The following is a 25,292-nucleotide window of genomic DNA, read 5'->3' as shown; positions in this document are numbered from 1 at the left end:
TTAGTTTGCAGACGACTATACTGACAACACACCCCGTACCAGTTGAGCCTACTATGACCGACGCGTTAACCATTTACAAACAAATTTATCCCACCCAATGCCCTAAGCTATCAGAGATGGGCTATCGCTCACTGATCAATATACGTCCTGATAATGAAGTGGCTAATCAGCCGTCAAGCGAGACGTTAGCCAACGCCGCTCAGCAAGCCAATTTAAATTATGCTTACATTCCCTATGACGAAGAGCGCTTGAGTGCTACTACAATTATAAAGTTTGCTGAACACTATCATCGTCTACCTAAGCCCATTATGTTGTTCTGCGGCTCAGGCATTCGAGCGAAGTTGTTATACCAAAGTGCAGTGATGCAGGATTTGCTATAGGGCCTGCTATAAGGTCTGAAGAACACATCCCAGTGTCGCCTATGAACTCAACTAAACAATTCTCTTAACACATAAACACATAAAAAGGATGCCATATGACTCATCAAGTTAGTTTTGCCGGTCAAATTACCCCAGCACAAGTCCAAGAAATCGCCGACCAAGGCTTTAAGACTATCATTAATAACCGTCCAGACGGCGAAGCGCCCGATCAACCTACTAGCAGCGATATCGAAGCGGCTGCTAAAGAAGCCGGTCTTGCTTATAAAGAGATTTCGTTCGGGGGTAATGAATTGAACATGCAACATGTCGAAGAATTTGCTGATTATTTTAATCAAGCCGAGCAGCCTATTTTAATGTTCTGCCGTACCGGAAACCGCTCTAACGGCCTATATGAAGCGGCTAAACAGCGTGATATGTTGGATGATTAGAGTCTATTTTTGCTATAGTTATTGTAAGGCTTTCGTTTGATATAAGTTGTTAGTCTCACTATAAATCAAATAAATAAGGATTTACGATGTTTAATTTACTCAGCAGCACAATGAGAACGCACTATAAAACACTACTTATCGGCACATCCGTGAGTTTACTAGCGTTAGGCGCTAGCCAAACTGCGTCAGCCATTACCACTAAAAACATCACTTATAATGTCGATAATAAGGCGTATGAAGGCTATTACGCCAAAGCGGATACCCCCAACGCGCCTTTTATATTGCTACTGCATGATTGGGATGGCCTCACCGATTATGAACGCAAGCGTGCCGACATGCTCGCAACAGAAGGTTATAACGTATTAGCCGCTGACTTATATGGACAAGGCATTCGACCTACCGCTTTAGAAGATAAAAAACGCCTTACTGGCGAGTTATACCAAGACCGCAATAAAATGCGTCATCTACTTGCTGGCGCCCTAAAGGCCGGTCAGGCACAAGGCAATAATGTACATGACGGCGTGACGATGGGCTATTGCTTTGGAGGCAGTGCTGCGCTAGAGCTTGCCCGTTCTGGCTTCCCTCAAAAAGCGTTCGTTCCCTTTCATGGTGACCTTGCAACACCTCCCTACCAAGACTATAACAACACCCAAGGTGAGATATTAGTATTCCACGGAACCGCTGATCAAGTCGTACCTTTTGAGGACTTTACTACCCTTGGTAAAACGCTTGAGGAAGCTCACGTACCTCATGAAATGATTACCTATAGTGGTGCACCGCATGCGTTTACTGACTTTGAAGCAGAGTCTTACGACGAACGTGCCGATAAACGCTCATGGAATCGTTATTTAGACTTCTTAAAGACCCTTTACCCATAGAGACGGTATGCTTTAATTCAGTGTGTTTTAATCAGAGCTACCTCTCTTTTCTCACAATCCATTTTGTGACAGCACTCATCTACAATTTGGCTTTCAAGCAGATGGCTTTGATATGAAGAAGTAAGGTACCTAATTGACACGTTATAAATCTGAAGCACATCCAGCTTTTCGCTCATATCTTGGTGTGCACGGGGGCAGGCGCTATAGTCAAGTGACGTTCCTGCGTTGACGATAACGCCTCTTGCCAAACGCCTGCAACCCCGTGCTGTACCAAGTATATCCGCTACAATCTGGGCTAAACCGCTCTCACCTTTATAGCTCACTTGTTTGTATAACTCTGCTATCTTTATAACTCAGTTGTCTTTATAGCTTAGTTATTTGTAAAAGGCTAAAAAGGAACATCCATCACATAAGGAATATGGTCATGAACACACCGCTACTTATCATCGGTAACAAAAACTACTCCTCCTGGTCACTTCGAGCTTGGCTACTGCTCAAGCAGTTTGATATCAAGTTTGACGAACAGCTTATTCAATTATTTGATGCCTCTTCAACCCCTATCCTTAGTAAATACTCAGCCACAGGTAAAGTGCCTATTTTGGTTATCAATCGAGACATAGAGGATCCTAACGCTAACCAACACATCGCCATTAATGACAGCTTAGCCATCGGTTTATTTGCTAATGATTATCTTACTGACTTAGATATTTGGTCAGGCAAACCAAAGTCCGCATTGCTTAACAATGATTTTGCCTTACAAAAACAGCGTGCCTTTTGCCAAAGTATCGTTGCTGAGATGCATTCAAGCTTTATGGGCGTTCGTAGTGAGATGCCCATGAACATTCGGGTAACAGCTAAAATCAATCCAAGCGACACCTGTTTGGCTGACCTTAATCGCATCGAAGATATTTTTGAGCACTGTATAGCTAGCAAAGCTTATAAAAACAGTCAAAATAACTATCTATTTGGCGACTTCACCATTGCTGATGCGTTTTATGCGCCCGTTATATTTCGCTTACAAAGCTATGTTGAGCATTCAGGCTTTAGTCTAAGATCAACTACTCATCAGTATATGGACGTGATGATAAACAATCCTCATATGAGGCAGTGGCGTGAGGCCGCTTTGCAAGAAACACGAAAGATTGATCAAGATGAGGCGGGTGAGATATTGTCTGTGCAAGGGGTATTAAAGAGTTAGTTGGATTAATAAGCCTCTTTAACGTTGGCTGGTAGGGATGGTTTTTTCATATAAAGACTGACGCAAAATCAGAATGGACGGCAAATGGTTATCATCGTTATACGCTGGCCTATAAAGACCTCCCAGTCGCTTACAAATGGCTAAAATAGTCTCTATTGCGTCACTTATAAGTAATGAAATAATCAAAATAAAGCAAAACACCTCAAATATAATCGATTTAGTGAAAACATAATCGGTTTATGTCAATATGAGCGTTAAATAATCAATTTAAATCGGTTTGACACTCTGCCATGACAACAAAACTCTATTACGCATCTGATGACTTCCATAAAACCGATGACCCAATTGGTATTTTATGGCTGATTAAAAACACCTCAACATCGCTAATGAGGTTGGATTTTTTTAAAACGGAGAGCGCCCTATGTGTAATATGACTCTATACCATACCTACTAATAAAATTACTCAAATGGATAATCCTTCAATTCAACATAACCCTTGGTTGGTTCATAATTTATCGTATAAATTACATCGTCAAAGGTTCGCTTTACTGAGGCATCATATCCGTAGTCGTAACCATTAACTGTCATTTTCAACGGATAAAAACCATTTTTCACAATCGTTTTATCAATACCCAGCTTGGCTTGCAGCCATGTACAGTACTCAATCTTCTTATCTTTACTACAGCCTGATGGCGCAAACGGATTATTTTCAAATGTCGATTTAGCTGTTATATGACTATCGATAATACTCTTTGAGTATGGATCTGGTGTTAATAAGACATACTCTGAAAAAGACTGACTATAGTGTGAATCACTATGTACATTAATAAATCCCCATTTATCTGGTGCAACTTGTATTAAATCCCAATCATGTAGCCCGTTTCCGAAAGCCCCTGCATTCATGGTGGGATTGGCATACTCTACTTGCCAGCCTGCGCCTTCATATGAGTTATCGGGCTTTAATATCAGCATACCTACTAGCCCTGAATCGGCATGTGATCCAAAATCCTCGCCTCCCTCAGGAGAAAAAGCAACATCACCGATTATCGCAATGTACAGTCGCTTACCTGCCTCAGTTTCAACCTCAACTTGTTTGTCTATTTCAATACAATATCCAGTGCGATTTACAATGTCTTCATAACTAGAAGTCCCATCTTTAGCGATCACCCCGCGACAGTCCTTGGGTTCATAATAAAAGGGGTAGTAACTCTCAATGATACTGTTCACACTTTGCCCCGCAAAAGCTGAAACCGTGAAAAAGCTCATTAAGCTAAATGTAAGTAAAAGTCGTTTAAAATTTAAAGTATTAGATGACATTATATTTTCTATATTTAAGGTAATGTTAATAGACTTACGTTAAATCATTGAATTGAACAAGTCAAAATTAACTTTTTCATAATAAAATAACCTTGGTCGATGGGGTAACAGGGTTAAAACGATAAACGTACAAAAGGATTAGCGACAAAAAAACCACCAAAAACAAGCTAAGGTGGCTTACAAACATAAAATAAGACTGTCATAACCATAGATGATTAATATTTTTAAAGCGACTGGATATTATTTATGACGCCTCTGGAACTACTGTACAGCCAGCGAATAAATGATACCCAGTCGCTATATATTTTTATTCTGAGTAAGTTCTATAAACCAATCAAGAGTTCTCTTTCATCTCTTTGGCTTCTTGTACTGCCTTTTTACCCCAAGCACTAAGATCAAGATCTAACTTCTCATACTCTTGTGCATCAAATAAAGGCACTTTGACACCAGTTTTTAATTGAGCCGCAAAGTCATCGAGCAAGCGTTTAGCACGTGGGAACAACATAATTAGGGCTAATAAGTTTGCCAATGCCAACACACCCATGAGTGGATCGGCAAAGAAGAACACATCTTCTGCCTTTTCCATCATAGCGCCCACAAATAAAATACCAACCACCACGATACGCAAAACAAATGTGGCTGATTTAATATTCTTTTTAACCAAAAAGTTAATGGCATTCTCGCCCATATAGTAGTTGTACATAATAGAGCTTAGAGCGAATAATAATAGCGATATGGTTAGTACATATTGTGACCAATTTCCAAGTTCGCTGGTTAAGGCCTGCTGCGCCAATACAATACCATCAATCTCAACGCCAGGTTGATAAACCCCACTGAGCAAAATCATAAATGCCGTGGCACTACACACCACGATAGTGTCAATGAATACTGACAACGATTGTGAGATACCTTGACTAACGGGGTGCGTGGCATAAGCAGTGGCAGCGACGTTGGGTGCAGAGCCTAACCCTGCTTCATTAGAGAATAAACCACGCTTCATCCCTTGTTCAATGGCCACACCGATACCGCCACCCACGACAGACTCAATTCCAAAGGCATTTTTGACAATGGTTGCCATTAAAGCGGGAAGCTCTGTGATATTAAGCACAATAATGAGCAATGCCATTACCAAATAGATCAAAGCCATAATGGGGATCACAATATCAGCGGCTTTAGCGATACGCTGTATACCCCCAAAGACAATAAAACCGCCCGCAATCACCAGTACTAACCCTGATATCCAGCGATCAATACCGAAGCTTTCAAGGGCAGAACCTGCCACCGTGTTGCCTTGGAAGGCAATAAATCCGACTGAAAATGATAATAGTAATGAGATAGCATAAATAACCGCAAGCCACTTATAATCCTTGCCTAACCCATGCAAAATATAGGATGCAGGACCGCCCCGAAAGTTGCCTTCATGATCTTTGCGCTTATATAACTGCGCCAAGCTACACTCAACAATACTGGTCATCATACCAACCAGCGCCACTAACCACATCCAAAATACAGCGCCCGGTCCACCCAGTGAGATAGCCACTGCCACACCTGCGATGTTACCTCCACCTACTCGCCCGCCAATAGAGACTAGCAAGGCCTGACGCGCACTGATTCCCTCCTCACCAACTTCTTCATTGCGAAATACTGAAAACATGCGTTTGAAATATCTAAACTGGGCAAATCTTCCGACAATCGTGAACAATAAGCCAAAAATAATCAACATCGGAACCAGCGACCAGCCCCAGGTTAAATCACCTACTTTGGAGAAAAATGCATGAATTAAATCCATCGTTAAGCTCCTTCCTTTTAAAATGAGTCCTGAATCCTCTAAACGATTTTTGAAAGAAACAGTTTATAAAAAAACGAGGTTATACCCCACTTTCAACTCTTAACGTAGGCTGTTGCTTTAGCCCAGCTTTTTTAATTAAAGGTTTTGATTTGCTGGGCTAAAAGCACTAGCCTACAATGAGTTTTAATAAGTTGCGAACAGGGTAGGTTATGGAAAATCAGATAATCAGATAATCAAAAACCAGATAATAAAATAGTCGGTTTATTAACAGATCATTAACTGATCATTAAATAGTCAGGTTATAAAACAAAACTTATTAAAAAGAACATATCTTATAAAAAAGACAGCACATTCAGGTCAATGGATAGGCATTTAATAAGTCTTTATTAAGCGTCATAGACATCTATGCCGACGTCTAACCTGCTTTAAAGCCTATGACGGTATGACCGAAGGCACCTCATTTAATAAAATGATTTTTCATAGCAAAAATAAAGTTTGTGATTATATCAAAGTTAGGAATAGGATTGTATTTAATTGTTATTACAGAATTTAAAGTTGATTTATGAGATTTTTTCTATCTTCAAACCCTAAAAAACCACCTCTGCAAATCACAGAGGTGGTTGTGTAGGTAGCATTAAGCTATAGGCAAGGCTTAAGCTATTTCATAGGCTTACTGCTTATTGCATCACAAGGTATTCAAATGCGGATAACGCCGCTTTACTACCCTCGCCCATTGCAATGTTAATTTGCTTAAACGGTACAGTAGTCACGTCACCGGCAGCAAAGATACCTTTACGATCGGTTCGGCAAGCTTCATCAATTTCGATTTCGCCAAAGCGGTTCACATCGACAAACCCTTTAACAAACTCAGAGTTTGGCACTAGACCAATTTGCACGAATACCGCCGACAATTCTTGCTCTTTGGTTTCGCCACACGTGCGATCTTCATAGACGATGGAGGTCACTTTACCGTCAGATGCTTTAATTTCTTTGGTCGCCGCTGAGGTAATGATGTTAATATTTTTAGTCTCTTTGGCTTTGTTAATCAATACTTGGTCCGCTTTTAAACCATCCGCGAACTCAAATACCGTGACGTTTTTCACGATACCCGCTAAGTCCAACGCCGCTTCGATACCTGAGTTACCACCACCGATTACCGCGATGTCTTTACCTTTAAAGAATGGACCATCACAATGTGGGCAGTACGCCACACCGCTACCGATATTTTCTTCTTCACCAGGGACGTTCAGCTTACGCCATTGTGCACCGGTGGCGATGATGATGCTGCGGGTCTCAAACTGCTCACCGGTATTCAGATGAATGTTGTAGTTTTCATCTTCAGTTTCAGACAACTGTTTCACGCTGACGTGCTCTTTGATATTAATGTCATACTCTTTAAGATGTTTTTCAAAGTTAGCGGACAGCTCGTTACCCGTGGTTAAAGGTACAGAGATTAAGTTTTCAATTGCTTGAGTATCTTTCACCTGTCCACCGATACGGTCAGCAATGATAGTAACTTTTAAACCTTTACGCGCGCTATAAATCGCTGAGGACACACCTGCTGGACCACCACCAATAACGGTAACGTCTTGACGCTCTAATTGCTCTTGGTCATCGGCACTCGCCGCATTTAATAAGTCTGGGTATTCCGCTTGCAGCTTATCGATAATACGAGCAGTATCCACTTTACCATTTAAGAAAGGTTTGCCATTCAAAAATACTGCTGGTACGCCTTGAATGTTATTGGCTTCGACTTGCTCTTGGAATAAGCCGCCATCGATCATCTCATTGCTGATACCGTCATTGAGCAGCGCAAACTGGTTTAATGCCTGCACCACATCGGGACAGTTGTGGCAAGACAATGATACGTAAGTTTGGAACTGTAATGGCTGACCAATGCGCTTAACCATTTTCTGAATGCTGTCATCAAGCTTTAAGGTATGTCCACCGGCTTGTAGAATCGCTAAAATTAATGAGGTAAATTCATGCCCGCCTGGGATACCGCTAAATACGATACCTGTTTCGCTGTTTTCAGAGGTAATTTTAAAGCTAATAGGGCTAGGTAAGCTATCATCAGTATTATTAACATCGAAGTTAATTTTGTCGCTGGTTCCCGCTATTTTGGTCAAAAAATCAACCAGTTCGGCACGTTTCTCATGCTCACCGGCACCAATAACAAAGCTGATAGGACGGGTCATTTTCTCACTATAGCTCTTTACGGCGTCTAATAGACTTTGGTCTAACATATCGAACTCCTCATTCGTTTTTGTTTACCAAATTGAATGCACAAAAAATTTCAACTTAGTATTAAGGTATTTAATTCAGGATTTGATGTCATAGAAGTAAAAAATTTAAGTGAAATAAACTAAGTTATAAGAGTAGCAGACTGTTTATAATATAATTTTTTTGATATCTACATCTTATTCTTAATTATATTATCGGGGAGTTTAAGTCTAACAACAAGCTTATAAATTCGAATAATATGTTTTATAAAACCAATAGTATGGTTAACATAGTTTTGAAATATTAAATGTTAATGTGGCGTATTTAAATCGCAGCTATGTTAATTACTTCAATGCTATCCATAACTTACAACATATAATATTAATCATGGTCAAGCTGTGATATTTTGGGTACAATTTAGTGAGAAAAAAGTCTAAATTAATAAGCATTAATAGTTAAAACAACTCTCGTTTGAGAGGCAGTTAAATAATAGATAATAGCTGCCCTTCATCACCCTGTCATTTGACACGTAATTAACTAAACAGTTCTAGCTACTAGACGAGTACTAGACAACTACTAACCAATAAGGATAAAGATATGTTCCATGAATACCGTGACTTAATTTCTGAACTTAAGAACAGTGATACTCATTTCCAAAAGTTGTTTGAAGAACACAATAAATTAGACACTGAAATTGACAAGCTTGAAAATGATGTGGTGAAATCTACCAGTCGTGAAGAAGAGATCGATGGTATGAAACGTCGTAAACTTGCGCTTAAAGATGAAATTGGCCGTTACCTAGAGACTAAAAGCAAAGAGCAATAGTCGCATTTGACCCAATATTTTAAATATATTGTCACTATAAAAGGTCTTATTCGGTGTCGGATAAGACCTTATTCAATAAATACGCTATTGATCAGCCCCTAGTATTTATATTTTCTATAGCCATTATTAAATTTTTACGATCTTTAACGCTTACTATCCTAGTTGCTCATACTTATTAACTGATTTTTTATGTTAATATACCTGCTAATAGGCATCACTTTTGTCTATAGATGATTTTTTATTCTACTCGTTACATAAATAGGTCAGCTAACGGCCTCCCCCTTTGTACTAAAAACTGACCTAACATCAAAAAATTAAAATATAAATAACTTATACGGTATTCTATGACCTGGAACGATCCAAACGCACAACAAGAAGCTCAAAACTATGACAACCCTATTCCAAGCCGTCTGCTAATCTTGCAGACTCTGGCGGATAAAGGTGAGCTGACACACAAACAACTGGCTGAATCCTTCGGCATTAATAATGATGATCAATTTGATGCCTTAGGCAACCGCCTAAAAGCCATGACCCGTGATGGTCAAATCAATCGTGATGGCAGACCGAGTAAATATCGTGCAGTCACGCAACAAGACGTGGTTACTGGCACCGTTTCTGCTCATGCTAAAGGCTTCGGTTTTGTCGTACTTGATGACATGCCAGATTTGTTCTTACATGAGAAGCAAATGCGTTGGGTGTTTAATGGGGATACCGTCAACGCCATCGGTACTACGACTGATAATCGTGGACGTACTGAAGGTCGCATTGTTGAAGTAACGGATCGCCAACAGACCCACTTTATCGGCACTTTAGAAAAAGACGATGAAGGCTATACCGTAAACTTAGCCAGCCCTAACAACCATCAGCCGATTACTGTCACTGATGAAAATGTGAAGGCGCTAAACGCCAAACCCGGTGTCCCTGTCAAAGTAGATATCATTGATTGGCCAACTCAGCACGAGTTTGCGACGGGTAAGATTGTTGAGGTGATGGATGATGATAATGACCGTGAAGTGATTATCGAAACCACCTTACTGAACTACGATATACCCAGTGAATTTAGTGCCGGCGTTTTAAAACAAGCCATTAGTTATAAAGAACCGACTGAAAAAGACATCAAAGGTCGCACTGATATCCGTCACCTGCCTATGGTCACCATTGATGGTGAAGATTCACGTGATTTCGATGATGCTGTGTTTGCAGAAAAACGCTCAGGTGGTAATTATCGCGTGGTCGTTGCTATTGCTGATGTCAGCCATTATGTGACCCCAAACTCTGCCCTAGATCACGAGGCATTTGAGCGTGGGACATCGGTATATTTCCCCCATCACGTGGTACCCATGTTGCCAGAAGTATTATCAAATGGGCTGTGCTCATTAAACCCTGGTGTTGATCGCCTATGTATGGTGGCAGACATTAAGCTGTCTCGTGCCGGTAAAATTACAGGTTATGAATTCTACCCCTCAGTGATGCACTCACAAGCTCGCTTGACTTATAATCAAGTGAATGATTACTTTGATGGCAATATGAATGACGTACCTGAGTCATTAACGGGTAATAAAGACGTCAAAAAATCTATCGATACCATGCATCAGCTATTCAAAGCCTTGGTTAAAAAGCGTGAAGAGCGCAATGCGATGGAGTTTGAGACACCTGAGACGTATATTAAGTTCAATGAAGAAGGCGGTATTGATGCCATCGTCCCACGTACTCGTGGCGACTCTCATAAGCTTATTGAGGAGTTAATGCTACTTGCCAATACCTGTGCGGCTAACTTTGCCTTAGAAAAAGAGCTGCCTGTATTGTATCGTAACCATGACAAACCCAGTGATGAGAAATCACGAGTGGTACATGAATACGCCAAAAACTTTGGTATCGGATTCCCAGAGGAAAGTCCGACGCAAGCAGATTATAAGCGCATCATTGAAGCGACTAAAGATCGTCCTGATGCCGTCAGTATCCACAGTATGTTGCTGCGCTCAATGATGCAAGCAAACTACTCGCCAGACAATATTGGGCACTTTGGATTGGCGTATGAAGAGTACTCTCACTTCACTTCTCCTATTCGCCGCTATCCTGATTTAATGTTGCATCGAGCGATTAAAGCGGAAGTCACGGGTAAAAAACAACCTCAAATGGACTTTACTCTTGAGGAAGCAGGACAACAAACCTCGGATACCGAACGCCGTGCCGAAAAGGCGTCACGCTTTGTAGAAAGCTGGCTCAAGTGCCATTACATGAAAGATCATGTTGGTGAAGAGTTTGATGGTGTGGTGACGGCCGTTACCAGCTTTGGGCTATTTATTACCTTAACCGATCTATTTATCGATGGGCTAGTGCATATCTCAAATGTGGGTAATGACTACTTTGTCTATGATGAAAAGCAGCAACAACTAATCGGTAAAGATAAAGGTAACTTATATGGCTTAGGCGATTTGGTTCGTATTAAAGTCGCTGGCGTGAATATGGATCTTTTGCAAATTGATTTTGAATTGGTCGCTAAGCTTAAAGCCAGTGCCTTAAATCAATCTAAAAAGGATGGCAAAGCCAAGACTAATTCAGCGCAGTCGGCTGCTGATAAAAAGCCTGCACGTCGTCGTAGCGGACGAAGTAGAAATAAAACCAAACCAAAAAGCCAATGAGTATTCTTAAGTTTTGTCTTATAGACCTATAACTTAATCACAACCTTATACCTATTATGATGTTCATTAAAATAATGTTAGAATGACACTTAGGTAGACAAGTTGCCACTTATTGTTATCAAATTCAATCGATGATAGTGATGTTAGTCATAACATTGAGCTCAGTTATGAAATTGACTTAAAAGTTAAGTGTTCATAAGCGAGAGAGTAGGTTAACAGATAGCGCTCAGGTCTCCCTAAATGACAGTCAGCGTTTAGATAGATAATATTTGAATAAACGTTGTTTTTTAATAAGAAAATTAACCATAAAAAAGGAATTATATAATGACAGTTGCTAAGAATATTGAAGTCAGCAGTACCTCAACCAAAAGCTTTGAAGATGCCATTCAAAAAGGTATCGCTCAAGTTTCGAAGACAGTAAATAATGTCCAAGGCGCTTGGGTTAAAGAACAGAAAGTCGGTGTATCTGACGGTAATATCAGCTCATATCATGTGATTATGATTGTAAGTTTTGTGATCGATGGCAGTGAAGATATGGGTTAATCACCTAACTTAATTTTTAGTTTATAATCGCTTTTCTATTATTTTAGACTCAATTATTTTAGAAGTTTATGAAAAGTGAATAGAAAATACCGCTATCTGAGATAGCGGTATTTTTTTGTTTATTCTCTTATTCTCTTAATCTCTTTTTTAAGCTAGCATTAACTCTGCACTAATGGGCAAATGGTCGGACAATTCAGACCAAGGCTTACCCTTATGCACCCAAGCGCGTTTCACTTTTAAGTTACGAACGTAAATACGATCCAAGCTAAGGATTGGCATACGGGCTGGAAAGGTAGGTAACAATTTACGATGTAGGTGCATGAATACTTCTGTCATATTGAGATCACCAGCAAGTTGTTCACACGAGTTCTTCTTCCAGTCATTAAAATCACCTGCCAAAATTAATGGCCGACTCTGATCGATAGTATCATTCACATAGGCGGCAATCGCTTTATATTGTTTCTGCCGGTCATGTTCTAATAAGTTTAAATGAGCGCATAGCACCACTATTGGCTCATCCCAGCCAGCGGGTAATACTTCACAATGGAGGACACCGCGTCTTTCAAGCTTATTGACAGTTATATTAACGTTATGCTTAGGATCAAGGGGATGACGGCTTAATACAGCGTTACCATGATGCCCATTGTCATATTCAGAATTCTTGCCATAGCTGTGTTCACAGTCTAGGAATTCTCCAAACCACTCATGTTGCGACCGGTTTGGATATTCATTGTATTTTACCATTCGCTTGAGATGCTGACCTTGAACTTCTTGAAGACAAAGAATATCTGGATTAAGGTCTTTTAAAGACGCTCCTATCCGTTGGGTTACCACCTGCCGATTAAACTGCGACATACCTTTATGGATGTTGTAGCTAGTGATGGTGATGCTTTTCATAGAGTTCTATAGACCATTAAATGCTGTTAATACCCCGTCCATTATAACGATACTAGATGTCACTATAATTAAAATATATTGAGCACTGTGTCTGTCGCCAGACCGATTTTAGCTGTTCGCGCATCAGAATTTTATCAACTGGCTTTAAATCAGAACGATTAAGGAGCGACTTATCTATCGTATAACCACCGCCATAATGCCCTGAGGTATCAACGGGTCGTTTTGTCTGACTATCGCAAATCGCTGAATAGCCTCTTGCGGCAAATTTATTGCTACCCTCATACATAATAACTTTCATGTCATCATAACTCACATCCCCCCGGCAGCCTAAATAGTAAGTAATTGCCACTTCAGCAATACCATTATTATTCACGTCCGATAGGATAGGTGAATGTTCCGCAAAGTCTGTTATGACATCTAGATCACAGGACGCTTGCGAATCATAGACCTGCCAATGACGTTTAATACCATTACCATCTTCTACATACAGATGACTTATCACCTCATTTGGGTCATTATTGCTATACTCTCTTGAACGTTTAAACTGTACTAGATAATTATCTCCTTGTTTATCCTGCCAAGTAGTTATCTTTGCCAAAGAGTCCATAGTCAACCCTAACGGGTTAATGCTAGTATTGTCTTGATAGTAATCAGTAATTTCTATAGGTAGAGCTTGATAATCGGTAACATTTTCAGTGCCGCTAAAGTCGTAAACTTTCACATTACTTATTGTCGCCATACTGGTCGTAGAAAAACCAAGTACGCAGGTCATAGCCCCTATAATAGATAAACTTTTAAAAATAGAGTTGATAGTTTCAAACCTCCTAAGTTATACATTAAGCTGTCTTTATTTTTTCAACAGACCCTAATATATTAATATAGATTACCTACTATAATAAGTATAGATATTCTTGTATAAAGTCCAAAAATCTGAATAATATCTAAAAATATAGATATGGAGGTGATTTATTGGTAATAGATCTTGATAAAAAAACACCAGTATAAGAACTGGTGTTTATGGAGAATGATTTCCTCATTAAGCATTATGACCAAATGATATCTAGTGAATAACCACAGTTTATTGATATTTAATGACTAATAGCGAGTCACTAATGCAATAGGCTGATCTTTACCCATAATATCCTCAGGTAAGAAGACTGCCTCACCACCATTATGAATAACCAGCTCAATAATTTCACCAATGGCATCATCGGTGACACCTTCACCAGATGCCTCATCTGTTACTTGTAAGGTTTGAGCTTTGGCATCAATCTTGGCAGGCTGTATATAGCCTTGACGCACATAAAGTGTTTCACCCGCCCCTTGGAACGCTGCTTGATAGACCTCTTGCAGATCGGTACGCACTAAATCAGCACCGCGAGCTTTATCAATAGCTCCTACTGCTTCTTTATGAAGGGTTGAGCGGTATTCTTCAATAGCGTCTTGTACCCCATCAATAATATGCTGAGGCGAACCCTCTTCTAAATCTGTAATATTATCAACAGAGGCAATGATATTCTCAGGGCGATCACATACTTCTTTAAAGTAGCTAATATTACGAGCATCACCCACTAGTACCAGTGGCATTTTATGCTCACCCCATAGCTCTTGCACACTCTTGTCGACGCGGTTAAAGTATTCTTTTAACGCGCTATTTTCGTTATTGGCTGAACGGTCAGAACCCCCATCCCCTGTTTTATACAAGCTATTATTCTCAATTGGGAATGGGATGTTTTTCATATTATTCTGAGCATTATCATCGTCATCAAACTCTTTGATAACACGATTGTTTGCTGCCTCAATCAAGCGTGCCTGATCACGGCCAAGGACTACGGCATAGTAGTGAACCGAGCTTGCCATATCACGAACTAAATCACGAGTCGCGAAATGGGTATCAATAATTACACGCTCTTGAGTATCAAGCGGCATACGAATTACTTGCACATCGTCAGTGCTAGCAAAGATAGCTAACGTATCTAAATTGTAGTTATGGTCTAGATCATCTGTTTTAGCATGAATCTTTTCTAAAATAGTGGACGCTGTGCGCTTATCGTATTCATTGACTAGGCGCTCTTCTACCACCTTAAGTTGGTTTTTTAACGCAATATGATCTTTTTCATTTTCAGGATGTTCACGATGCGTCTTAACGAAAATACTGACTGCTGGGTTGGCCGTTGTTTCGCGTAAGCTTTTTAGTGTCGCTTTCATAAAATATCCTTTTTAAGTTTATTTGAATTAGTACAATAAAATAAATTTTTCTTATTTTGAGATTAGGCTAAAAATTGGACCCTAAACCCTGTTTCCTTTTAAACCTCACTATAACTTGATAATTAAAACTGTTTATCAAATAACTCTTGGCAGTTAATGCTTGGCAATTAATCAAGCAGAATTAAGACTTAATAAATAGCATTAATTTTACAATAATCGAAATAATCGAAGCACAAAATAAGCTTATTAAGGTCTCGTGGGTTAATTCATTTGTTAAATTATTTATAGGTTTAAGCGATAAGTTATTTAACTTACCATTGTCTTTAATCATCAGTTATCTTTATCATAACAAGCAGATTATAGGTCGGCTACGCAGGGTTTGTAACTTACTTTGACCCGTTTACAGTTCTTGTTCTGATTATGTAATTCGTGTTATTGCTTAGCTAATTTTGCTGTTATAACGTTACATCTTAATAGTTTTAACGTTTTTTGTTGGGTGCTGTATAAACGTCATTTTAATTTATAACCTATTTTTCGGGGTTGCAAAACTTGCCTTGTCAAATAACTCATCTGTTTATACCAATATGTCATTTAACAAAATATGTCGTCGCCTAAAGCAAACTGCTGCACACTTGTAATATAGCCAATATGACACAATAGTTAATACATAGACTATCCTTTGTAATTATAATTTTCGATCACCGTACTTATTTTTTCAGTATCTATTTACGTCATTACTTTTAAATTCATCATCTTTTAAATTTTAAACCCTTTAAGTCAAAGCATTTTTGACATCAGACTTTTACCTTACATCCTAATAACAACATTGACATTTATCGCTTTTATATACCGTTAAGGACATTACCATGCAAACCACCTCACAGACCTCAGATCTTTCTGCAAACATTCATCCCAACCTACATCTTGTTGATTTCTCTAAGGTTAATCCACAGGATCTTAAGTCTCAAGTTGGCAATGCCATAACAAAAGGCAACCACTTTTTGGATGAGATGGAAAAAGAAGCATCTGCGCCGACTCAAGCAAAACAGGCTTTGAATGATATTATTGAGTTTGAGCACATTGGTTTAGATTTGGACCGCAGTTGGGGTGTTTTATCGCATCTAAATAGCGTTATGAGTAATGATGACATACGTAATGTTCATCATGACTTATTACCTCAATTGTCAGCATTTGGTACCCGTATGGGACAAAACAAACCGCTTTATCACCGTTATCAAGCCGTTAAACAGGACAGTGAATTTTTTGAAGCATTAGACAATGCACGCAAACGGGCTATCGAGCTTGCCATTCAACAGTTTGAGCTGTCCGGTGTGGCATTACCTGCTGATAAACAAGCCACTTATGCAGAGATTCAAAGCGAGCTGTCAACACTATCGGCAAAATTTTCAGATAATATCTTAGATGCCACTCAAGCCTTTGCTTTACCTCTATCGCAAGAACAGCTTGCTGGCATCACAGACAGTGGGCTTGCCATGCTGAAAGCGGCTGGCGAACAGTATAAAACCAAACAGCAAGCGTCAGGTGAGACCGTAACGTTACCAGAAGATGAGCCTCTATATATCGCGACTTTAGACATCCCTGTATATTTAGCCGTGATGACCCATGCAGACGATCGCAGTTTACGCGAAACGCTCTATAAAGCTTACGTTACTCGGGCATCAGAGCTTGATACGCACAAAAATGGTAAGGGCGAGTCATTAGACAATAGCGATATCATGGCGAAAATCCTACACCTTCGGGCGCAAAAGTCAGCATTATTAGGCTTCGATAACTATGCACAATTGTCATTGTCTCGCAAAATGGCAGACAGCCCTGCTCAGGTGGAGGACTTCTTACGCAATCTTGCCAAAAGAGCCACACCCGCTGCCAAACGCGACTTAAGCCAACTAGAGCAAGAAGCCAAGAAACAAGGTATCGAGGAGATGGCACCTTGGGATACTGCCTACTTAGCTGAGAAAGTGAAGCAGGATAAATTCAAGCTGTCTCAAGAAGAAATTCGCCCTTACTTCCCGCTACCTAAGGTTATTGACGGTCTATTTACCATCGTTAATAAGCTATTTGGCATCCGTGCGGTCGAAATGACGGCTCAAGTCAGCCTATGGCATAAAGACGTCCGTTTTTACCAGTTATTCGATGATAATAAACAAGGTAGTGAAGGCAATAAAGAGGAAGAAGATCGTTTAATCGGCGGTTTCTATTTTGACTTATATGCGCGTAGCGGCAAGCGTGGCGGTGCTTGGATGAGTGGTTTCCAGTCTCGCTATGAGTACGCCGCCACAGCAGATACCGAGGCTTACTCACAGCTACCTGTGTGCTTTATGGTCGGTAACTTTACGCCGCCCACCGATGGTAAACCAAGCTTATTGACCCATGACGAAGTACTCACCTTATTCCATGAGTTCGGTCATGGCCTACATCATCTTTTGACAGAAGTCACGGTGAGCGAGGTGGCAGGCGTCAATGGCGTGGAGTGGGATGCCGTCGAGTTGCCTAGTCAATTTATGGAAAACTGGGCATGGGATAGTGAGGGCATTAACCTCATTAGCGCCCACGTTGACACGGGTGAGCCGTTACCAGCGTCACAGCTTGACGCCCTACTCGCTGCCAAAAACTTCCAAAGTGGCATGCAAACCTTACGTCAAATCGAGTTTGCCTTATTTGACTTGCTGATTCACGCAGCCTCGCCCGCCCCTGATTACCAAGGTATCTTATCGACGTTGAACCACGTACGACAAGATGTGGCAGTAACCGAAACGCCAGACTACAACCGCTTTGCCAATGGCTTTAGTCATATCTTTGCGGGTGGCTATGCTGCGGGATATTACTCATATAAGTGGGCAGAGTTGCTGTCAGCCGACGCCTTTAGTCGCTTTGAAGAAGAAGGTGTCTTTAATCCACAAACTGGTAAAGACTTCCGCGAAAGCATCCTAGCCGTCGGTGGTAGTCTGCCAGCTAAGACTAACTTTGAGACCTTTAGAGGCCGCGCAGCCAGTATTGATGCTCTACTACGTCATGGCGGCTTTGTCGATACAGACGAGGTGGCTTGATATGCGTTATCAATCTACCCGCCCTAAGCGTCAGTTTTTAGCGGGTGTTAGATGTCCAAAGTGTCACACAATGGATGCGGTGGTTCAGGTGCAGATCTTTGAGCCTGAACCTGATGAATACATTGAGTGTACCCAATGTGGTCACATCGAGCGTCGTCCTGATCCTGAAGAGATTCAGGAAAAGAATGCGCTTGCCAATGATGCCATGAGTACAGGAACGCAGGGTACGGTTAAGTTTCTGAAGTAATACCTTTTCTATAAACTAACCTATCCTTTTTAGACTCGGTCAGACTCGCTGAACCTACTATTTGTAGCGTTTGCACTCGCCTTTCTCGATAGGTTAATTTATAGATTTGGTATAAATTGAATTGTCCGTCGTTTGTTTTTTAAAGGAAGGGTTGGGGATGGATTCTAAAAATCAAAAGACTGGCCTCGATATCTGAATGCTTTAATGAGTTAGAAATATGCGTTCCATGGCTCATTATCCTTTAATGAGTCGGTTCGGTGCTCGTCCCTCGCACAAAAACCTTGTTATTGACACGTTGGTTTTATTTGCAACAAGGTTGGATGAGGGAATGACACCCAACGGTTTTAATTCATAATATGTTGGGTCTCGTTACCTCGACACCAACCTACCAATCGCTTTCCAGTTAAGTATTAATTTTAGGTTGTTTTGGTTGTTCAATGATTGCATTAAAAGAGCGATTAAGCCTCTAAAGGGCATTAAAAATGCAGTTGCAATAACGTGAGTGCTAATCCACAACAAGGGCTTTTAATACGTGGGTTTCACTGCGTTGCACCCACGCTACGCTTGCTTGCCCATCCATTTAATAACCATCAGTATCTTAATAAACGAACATAATAACCTATATCCTAGATAAACGTGATAGTGTCGCTTATTGGGATTTCACGACAAGACGCCAAAAATGAGAGATAAACCAAAAACAGAACTATTAACTGTTGATTTTTATGACGCCGATGTCGGTTGGTTATTCTACAAACTGACCGCAGGACAACAGTCATTTGAGGATAGATTTTCACACGTTTATGATCCACTTCCTGATTTAAAGCATTGGTTAGAAGCAATTTCAATTGGAGTTCAACAAACATCTTTCAAGTACGATAACGAAGGGAACCATATAAAATATGACTTTGAACGTGTTAGTTGGGATAGAGAAGTTTTAACGATTTCCGAAGCCTACAAAGACGGAGAAGTTTTCATTAAAGCAAATATAGACAGACAACAACTCGTTAAAGCGTTTTATCTTGGACTGTTGAATTTTGCAAACTCTGACAAATACAGTCCAATAGATTGGGAGGTCGTAAATTTAAAAGAGCGACTTTGCAGCGGTTTAAACCTTGATGAAGAGACACTGGTTGCGTTACTGGTAAACTTCAACAAAAATCAATTAGGGGAAATTCTTTTTAAAGCTGACTCACCATTTTCCATTGCTTATGCTGAAGCAGCCGAAAAAAAGAAAGAGTGGAGTATGTTTTTGCAAAATGCCATTGAGAGGGTCAAACGGGTTTCTAATAAATCTAAAAGTGTTGACACAGCTACTGAATGGTATATCCCAGACGATTATGACTTTTGGACAACCGACAAAAAACGCGAGTTTGTCATTGAGTGTATTAACGAAAAAATTGACGGTTTTGACGGCATGAAACTAACTGACCTTCGTTCTTCAATCATTGAAGAATATCTTGATAATGAATGAAAAAACACTGCCACTAACAATGGCTATAATTAATTGCTTATTTCTGAAAATCTGCAAGGATTTTAGTTTGATGTGTACTTGCAACATTAAGTGCTAAACCACGCAACTACTCATACACAAGACCGTTATCGCTAACTCACTATATGCTGGCTACACCCGCTACCTGACTCGTCGACCTAAGAACATAACGCGTAGGTTGGGTGGAGGAACGACACCCAACGGTTTTAATTCATAATGTGTTGGGTCTCGTTACCTCGACACCAACCTACCAACCGTTTTCAAGTTAAGTATTAATTTTAGGTTATTTTGGTTCTCTAACGGTTTTGTTAAGAGTTCGATTAAGCCTCTACAGGTCATTGAAAATGCAGTTACAGTAACGTGAGTGCTACTCCACAACAAGGGATTTTAATACCTGGGTTTCACTGCGTTGCACCCACGCTACGCTTGCTGTGCGCCATATGACAGGGTCAAATTCTTTTTTCGGGTAATACGACATTGACAGTAGCTACAATAACATGACAGCCTTCGTAGGCTGTGGCTTTAGCTCAACAAATTAATCAAAGAAGAATAACTTTCTTGCAAGGCTAAAGTATCACTTTGTATAGGTTACTTAGAATAGCTAGCAACTAATAATTGTTACACAAACTAGCTATTAATTGCTGGCTTTTTTATTAAATACCAATTAATATTTTAATTAGCTAAATAATAAGTTTTAAGTCCGATAAACTTAGTAATATTGTGTATTTTGACCTTTGCATTCATAATAACGAATCCCAAAAATGACATTAAGGAAAGGAAGAACAAAGTCTACATTGGAAAGCTCAATTGAGTCTGCACTACTTGCGGTTGAGATTTATAACAAACCAAGAACGCCTTTCAGAGTTGAGGGATTTATAACTCAAATGATTATGGCTTGGACAAGACTATTTCACGCACATTTTAATAACACAATCGGCAATAAATATTATTACAAAAAGCCAAACGGTAGATATCAACTTATTGACGGAGAGAAAAAGTCCTGGGAGCTTAAAACTTGTATTACTAAGCACGGAGGGATTCCTACTTCGGTAAAATCGAATTTGACTTTCTTCATTAAGCTGAGAAATAAAATTGAACATAGACATATAGACCGAGACGAAATTGGCGTTATGATATTTGGAGAATGCCAAGCATTATTGTATAACTACGAAAACACACTTATTGATTTTTTCGGAGAGGAGTACGCAATTAATGAAAGCTTGTCTTTTTCTCTCCAATTCTCTCGATTAAGAAAGAAATCTCAATTATCGGCAAGCAAAAAACTTTTATCAAAGGAAATAAGAGAGTTAAAGAATTTTATTGAAACTTATAGAAATTCACTATCAGAAGATGTATTCAATACCCAAGAGTACAGTATTAAATTAATTCAAGTCCCTAAAATATCGAACACTAATCGTAATGATATCGCGATTGAATTTGTTAACTGGAACTCTGTCTCTAAAGCGGATAGAGAAAACTTTGATAAAGTAACTACGATAATAAAAGACAAAGTTGTTAAAAAAGAAGCTATAAACCCTGGAAAAAGAAAACCAAGTGACGTAATTAAAAAAGTAAATTCAGAAATCGATTTTAAAATAAATCATTATGACCATCAATGTTTATACTGTTGTTTTAACATAAGACCTTCAAAAGCTAACGATATTGACGATCCTTTCGAGACTAACACGAATTATTGCCATTATGATGAAGTTCACGATGATTATGTTTATCAAGATGCTTGGGCGAAATTGATAATAAAAGGAATTAAAGAAGGAAAACTATCGAAAGAAATTTGGAGACAAAAATTTAAAGCGAAGGATAGTTTTGACATAACAGAATTTGAAACGAAAGAATAAAATAACTACGAAATGTCACCAAGGACTATAAATAATGCTGGGCTAATGGCTAATCGTAAGTTTCGAATTATTTACCCGTTTGCAAGTTTGATATTTTATAAAACGAACACAAAAAATTATAAAATTAACACGTAGGTTGGGTGGAGGAAAGACACCCAACGGTTTAATTTATAATGTGTTGGGTCTCGTTGCCTCGACACCAACCTACCAACCGTTTTCAAATTTAGTTTTAAATCTAGATTATTGCGATGGTTTAACGTTTTCATTAAAAGTTCGGTTAAGCCTCTAAAGGTCATTGAAAATACAGTTACAGTAACGTTAGCGCTAATATAAGGAATTTTAATACGTGGATTTACTGCGTTTAACCCACGTTACGCTTTCTTTAGATAATTTTAAAAAACCTTTAATAAAATATACGGCTCATTTGAATAAATGCCAACTACTAAAATTGTCTACAAGTTCCAGTAGGGTGCGCCCCGCGCACCATTTAGTTTATTCAATGCAATAGGTGCGCATGGCGACACCCTACTAACTTCAGATTATGAATAAGATTTATCAAAAAATTATATGCCCTATGCCCTAACAAGGCTTTTTAGCCTCGATTGCAGCGGATATACTTGGTGTAACACTAGGTTGATGCGATTGCTTTAAACCGTTATCGCGGTAGCAGGAACGGGTTAAAGCTTAGCGCATCACCTAGTGTGAGCCAAGATAGTAGTGCAAAGCGAGACCAGCTACCACTTATCAACTTTAAACACAAAAAAATGCTCCCAAATGGGAGCATTTTTTATATTCAGCGATAAGTCAGACAGTCTTGTCAAAATGCTAATGAGCGAGGCAAACTTGGGACAATACTACGTATCGTAGGCTAAGCAAGTTTAACAACGCTGATCAGATATTTTGGTAGGACTATGCGTCTTGCTCAACCCCTTTCATGGTCAACTTAATACGGCCACGGTTATCAACGTCTTGAACCAATACGTTAATTTCTTGACCTTCGCTTAGGTAGTCAGAGACATTCTCAACGCGCTCTTCAGCAATTTGTGAGATGTGAACTAAGCCATCAGTACCGGGTAATACAGTGACGAATGCACCGAAGTCAACCACACGGGCGACGGTACCTTTGTAGACAGTACCCACTTCAACTTCAGCCGTTAATGCTTCAATTTGACGGATGGCTTCTTTGGTCGCCGCTTTGTTTTCACCGAAGATACGAATCGTGCCATTGTCATCGATGTCAATGACCGCACCGGTGTCTTCTGTCAATTGACGGATAGTTGCGCCGCCTTTACCGATCACGTCACGAATCTTGTCCGAATTAATTTCCATGACCGCATAGTTTGGCGCATGGGCATTAATCTCAGTGCGGCTACTTGGTAACACTTCATTCATCGCATTTAAGATATGGATACGACCAGCATGGGCTTGCTCTAACGCTTTTTCCATAATGTCTGGCGTGATACCTTCGATTTTGATATCCATCTGTAAAGCAGTGATACCGTCTTTAGAACCTGCGACTTTAAAGTCCATGTCGCCTAAGTGATCTTCATCACCTAAGATGTCTGATAAGACCGCAAAACGGTCGCCTTCTTTTACCAGACCCATCGCAATACCAGCAACTGGCGCTTTCATGGGTACACCAGCATCCATTAACGCTAAGCTGGCACCACACACTGAAGCCATTGATGATGAGCCGTTTGATTCCGTAATTTCTGATACCACACGGATCACATATGGGAAGCGGTCGCTATCTGGAAGCATGGCTTGTACACCACGGCGAGCCAGACGGCCATGACCAATTTCACGGCGTTTTGGCACACCTTCACGGCCAGTTTCACCAACTGAGAAGTGTGGGAAGTTGTAATGCAACATGAAATGGTCTTGGATGGTGCCTGCGAGGGAATCAATAAGGTTGACATCACGAGTATTACCCAAGGTAGTCGTCACTAATGCCTGAGTTTCACCACGAGTGAAGAGCGCTGAGCCATGAGTATACGGTAAGACGCCGACTTGGATATCAAGCGCACGTACGGTATCTAAGTCACGACCATCGATACGAGGTTTGCCTGACAAAATAGCGTCACGAACGGTACGATACTTAAGATCGTTATAGATGTCTTTAATTTGAGCTTCTTTTTCGCTAAATTCTTCTGACTCAGGGTCGCCTGCCAATGCTTCGATGGCAGCCGCTTTAATCTCATCAAGCTTCTCGTAACGCTCTTGCTTATCGCCAATTGAGTAGGCTTCAGCGACTTGATCGCCAAACTGTGACGTCACTTTTTCTTTTAAGTCGGCATCAAGTTCTGGTGATTCAAATGCTTGCTTTTCAGTACCGACTGCTTTGGCAAGCTCCATAATGTTGTCGATAACAATTTGTTGCTGCTCATGACCGTATAGCACCGCTCCAAGCATCTGATCTTCAGATAATTCTGCTGCTTCTGACTCAACCATTAATACCGCTGACTTCGTACCTGCCACGATCAAATCTAGATCACTCTTTTCAAGCTCTTCAATAGAGGGGTTAAGTACGTATTCACCATCGATGAAGCCAACACGAGCGCCGCCAATAGGGCCATTAAAGGGGGCACTTGAGATTGACAAGGCTGCTGAAGCACCAATCATAGCAGCGATATCAGCATAATGCTTTTTGTCACTGGATACGACCGTCGCTGTAATTTGGATTTCGTTAACATAACCTTCAGGGAATAACGGACGGATTGGACGGTCAATAAGGCGTGAGGTTAAGGTTTCAAATTCTGTAGGGCGACCTTCGCGCTTGCCATAGGCACCAGGGATTTTACCCGCGGCGTACATTTTTTCTTGATAGTTAACCGTTAGTGGGAAGAAGTTTTGACCTTCTTTGGCCTCACTTTTCACAACGGCAGCAACCAGTACAGACACGCCGCCCATATGGACAAGGACAGAGTTTGCTTGACGAGCGATACGACCTGTTTCTATAACAACTTGTTCATTGCCATATTGGAATTCTCGAGAAATGGTATTAAACATTGACATTAATTTTTCCTATTTTTTTATAAGTGTGTACAAATAAATGAGCACGTCTATTGAGACTTGATGTTAGCCTCTAACGTTTAACTGCTTAACTGTTTAACTTGATTTGATGCTGGTATTTAGTCACTACCAGTAAACATCTTAAACGTTAGAAGCTTATCGTCTTCAATAAGACGGTGTCTTATTTTACAGGGATTTGGCAGACTTGACCAATTAAAGTCATGGATTGCCAAATTTATTCTAAACAATTTATGGGGTCATACTACCGTTCACGTCTCTTATAGTGTAGGAA

The 25,292-nt window shown here is 40.1% G+C and carries 18 protein-coding genes; 11 read left to right on the top strand and 7 right to left on the bottom strand.

What is annotated here, in order from left to right:
* Positions 1–53: 53 nt before the first annotated feature.
* The 4 genes from AC21OG_RS05760 to AC21OG_RS05745 all read left to right on the top strand — a co-directional run bounded on the left by AC21OG_RS05760 (position 54) and on the right by AC21OG_RS05745 (position 2,884).
* The gene (locus AC21OG_RS05760; RefSeq protein WP_486545696.1) at positions 54–380 is read left to right on the top strand and encodes a protein tyrosine phosphatase family protein; all 327 of its coding nucleotides are present in this window, start codon (positions 54–56) and stop codon (positions 378–380) included.
* Between the two features lie 95 nt (positions 381–475).
* Positions 476–808, top strand: coding sequence for a protein tyrosine phosphatase family protein (locus tag AC21OG_RS05755; RefSeq protein WP_486545693.1), 333 nt, complete (start codon positions 476–478; stop codon positions 806–808).
* 86 nt (positions 809–894) lie between these two features.
* Positions 895–1,686, top strand: coding sequence for a dienelactone hydrolase family protein (locus AC21OG_RS05750; protein ID WP_486545691.1), 792 nt, complete (start codon positions 895–897; stop codon positions 1,684–1,686).
* A 424-nt stretch (positions 1,687–2,110) separates the two neighbouring features.
* The gene (locus AC21OG_RS05745; protein WP_487376380.1) at positions 2,111–2,884 is read left to right on the top strand and encodes a glutathione S-transferase family protein; all 774 of its coding nucleotides are present in this window, start codon (positions 2,111–2,113) and stop codon (positions 2,882–2,884) included.
* Positions 2,885–3,343: 459 nt separating this feature from the next.
* On the opposite strand, the gene AC21OG_RS05740 is transcribed toward AC21OG_RS05745, so the two are convergent.
* From AC21OG_RS05740 to ahpF, 3 genes are all read right to left on the bottom strand, one after another.
* Positions 3,344–4,111 carry a hypothetical protein gene (locus AC21OG_RS05740; RefSeq protein WP_487376379.1) on the bottom strand — a complete coding sequence of 256 codons (768 nt, stop codon included), beginning with the start codon at positions 4,109–4,111 and terminating at the stop codon, positions 3,344–3,346.
* 424 nt (positions 4,112–4,535) lie between these two features.
* Positions 4,536–5,990, bottom strand: coding sequence for an alanine/glycine:cation symporter family protein (locus AC21OG_RS05735; protein ID WP_486545685.1), 1,455 nt, complete (start codon positions 5,988–5,990; stop codon positions 4,536–4,538).
* 677 nt (positions 5,991–6,667) lie between these two features.
* The gene (gene ahpF, locus AC21OG_RS05730; RefSeq protein ID WP_487376378.1) at positions 6,668–8,236 is read right to left on the bottom strand and encodes an alkyl hydroperoxide reductase subunit F; all 1,569 of its coding nucleotides are present in this window, start codon (positions 8,234–8,236) and stop codon (positions 6,668–6,670) included.
* Positions 8,237–8,810: 574 nt separating this feature from the next.
* Here ahpF and AC21OG_RS05725 point away from each other — a divergent pair.
* The 3 genes from AC21OG_RS05725 (at position 8,811) to AC21OG_RS05715 (ending at position 12,223) form a co-directional block, all read left to right on the top strand.
* Positions 8,811–9,038, top strand: coding sequence for an HP1242/YdcH family protein (locus AC21OG_RS05725; protein WP_486545681.1), 228 nt, complete (start codon positions 8,811–8,813; stop codon positions 9,036–9,038).
* A gap of 344 nt (positions 9,039–9,382) precedes the next feature.
* Positions 9,383–11,680, top strand: coding sequence for a ribonuclease R (gene rnr / locus AC21OG_RS05720; RefSeq protein ID WP_487376376.1), 2,298 nt, complete (start codon positions 9,383–9,385; stop codon positions 11,678–11,680).
* Positions 11,681–12,004: 324 nt separating this feature from the next.
* On the top strand, positions 12,005–12,223 hold the full coding sequence (locus tag AC21OG_RS05715; protein ID WP_486535116.1) for a dodecin family protein: 219 nt from the start codon (positions 12,005–12,007) through the stop codon (positions 12,221–12,223).
* Between the two features lie 147 nt (positions 12,224–12,370).
* Here AC21OG_RS05715 and AC21OG_RS05710 read toward each other — a convergent pair whose 3' ends face one another.
* The 3 genes from AC21OG_RS05710 to AC21OG_RS05700 all read right to left on the bottom strand — a co-directional run bounded on the left by AC21OG_RS05710 (position 12,371) and on the right by AC21OG_RS05700 (position 15,328).
* Positions 12,371–13,120 (bottom strand): endonuclease/exonuclease/phosphatase family protein, encoded by a 750-nt coding sequence (locus tag AC21OG_RS05710; RefSeq protein WP_487376375.1) that lies wholly within the window; start codon positions 13,118–13,120, stop codon positions 12,371–12,373.
* Positions 13,121–13,172: 52 nt separating this feature from the next.
* A complete protein-coding gene (locus AC21OG_RS05705) occupies positions 13,173–13,892 on the bottom strand; it encodes a M949_RS01915 family surface polysaccharide biosynthesis protein (protein ID WP_487376374.1) in 720 nt (239 codons plus the stop codon).
* Positions 13,893–14,215: 323 nt separating this feature from the next.
* Positions 14,216–15,328 (bottom strand): AOC03_06830 family ribosome hibernation factor, encoded by a 1,113-nt coding sequence (locus AC21OG_RS05700; RefSeq protein WP_487376373.1) that lies wholly within the window; start codon positions 15,326–15,328, stop codon positions 14,216–14,218.
* Positions 15,329–16,194: 866 nt separating this feature from the next.
* Between AC21OG_RS05700 and AC21OG_RS05695 the strand changes: the two genes are divergently transcribed.
* The 4 genes from AC21OG_RS05695 (at position 16,195) to AC21OG_RS05680 (ending at position 21,988) form a co-directional block, all read left to right on the top strand.
* Positions 16,195–18,396, top strand: a complete 2,202-nt coding sequence (locus tag AC21OG_RS05695) for a M3 family metallopeptidase (RefSeq protein WP_487376371.1) — start codon at positions 16,195–16,197, stop codon at positions 18,394–18,396.
* A gap of 1 nt (position 18,397) precedes the next feature.
* The gene (locus AC21OG_RS05690; RefSeq protein ID WP_487376370.1) at positions 18,398–18,643 is read left to right on the top strand and encodes a YheV family putative metal-binding protein; all 246 of its coding nucleotides are present in this window, start codon (positions 18,398–18,400) and stop codon (positions 18,641–18,643) included.
* Positions 18,644–19,322: 679 nt separating this feature from the next.
* The gene (locus AC21OG_RS05685) at positions 19,323–20,114 is read left to right on the top strand and encodes a hypothetical protein (RefSeq protein WP_487376368.1); all 792 of its coding nucleotides are present in this window, start codon (positions 19,323–19,325) and stop codon (positions 20,112–20,114) included.
* A 779-nt stretch (positions 20,115–20,893) separates the two neighbouring features.
* Positions 20,894–21,988 (top strand): DUF3644 domain-containing protein, encoded by a 1,095-nt coding sequence (locus AC21OG_RS05680; protein ID WP_487376366.1) that lies wholly within the window; start codon positions 20,894–20,896, stop codon positions 21,986–21,988.
* Positions 21,989–22,897: 909 nt separating this feature from the next.
* Here AC21OG_RS05680 and pnp read toward each other — a convergent pair.
* Complete coding sequence (gene pnp / locus AC21OG_RS05675; RefSeq protein ID WP_487376364.1) at positions 22,898–25,003, bottom strand: polyribonucleotide nucleotidyltransferase; 2,106 nt, start codon at positions 25,001–25,003, stop codon at positions 22,898–22,900.
* Positions 25,004–25,292: the final 289 nt, after the last annotated feature.

This window comes from Psychrobacter sp. CX5 (assembly GCF_057621535.2).
This window is presented reverse-complemented; position numbering and strand designations above follow the sequence as displayed.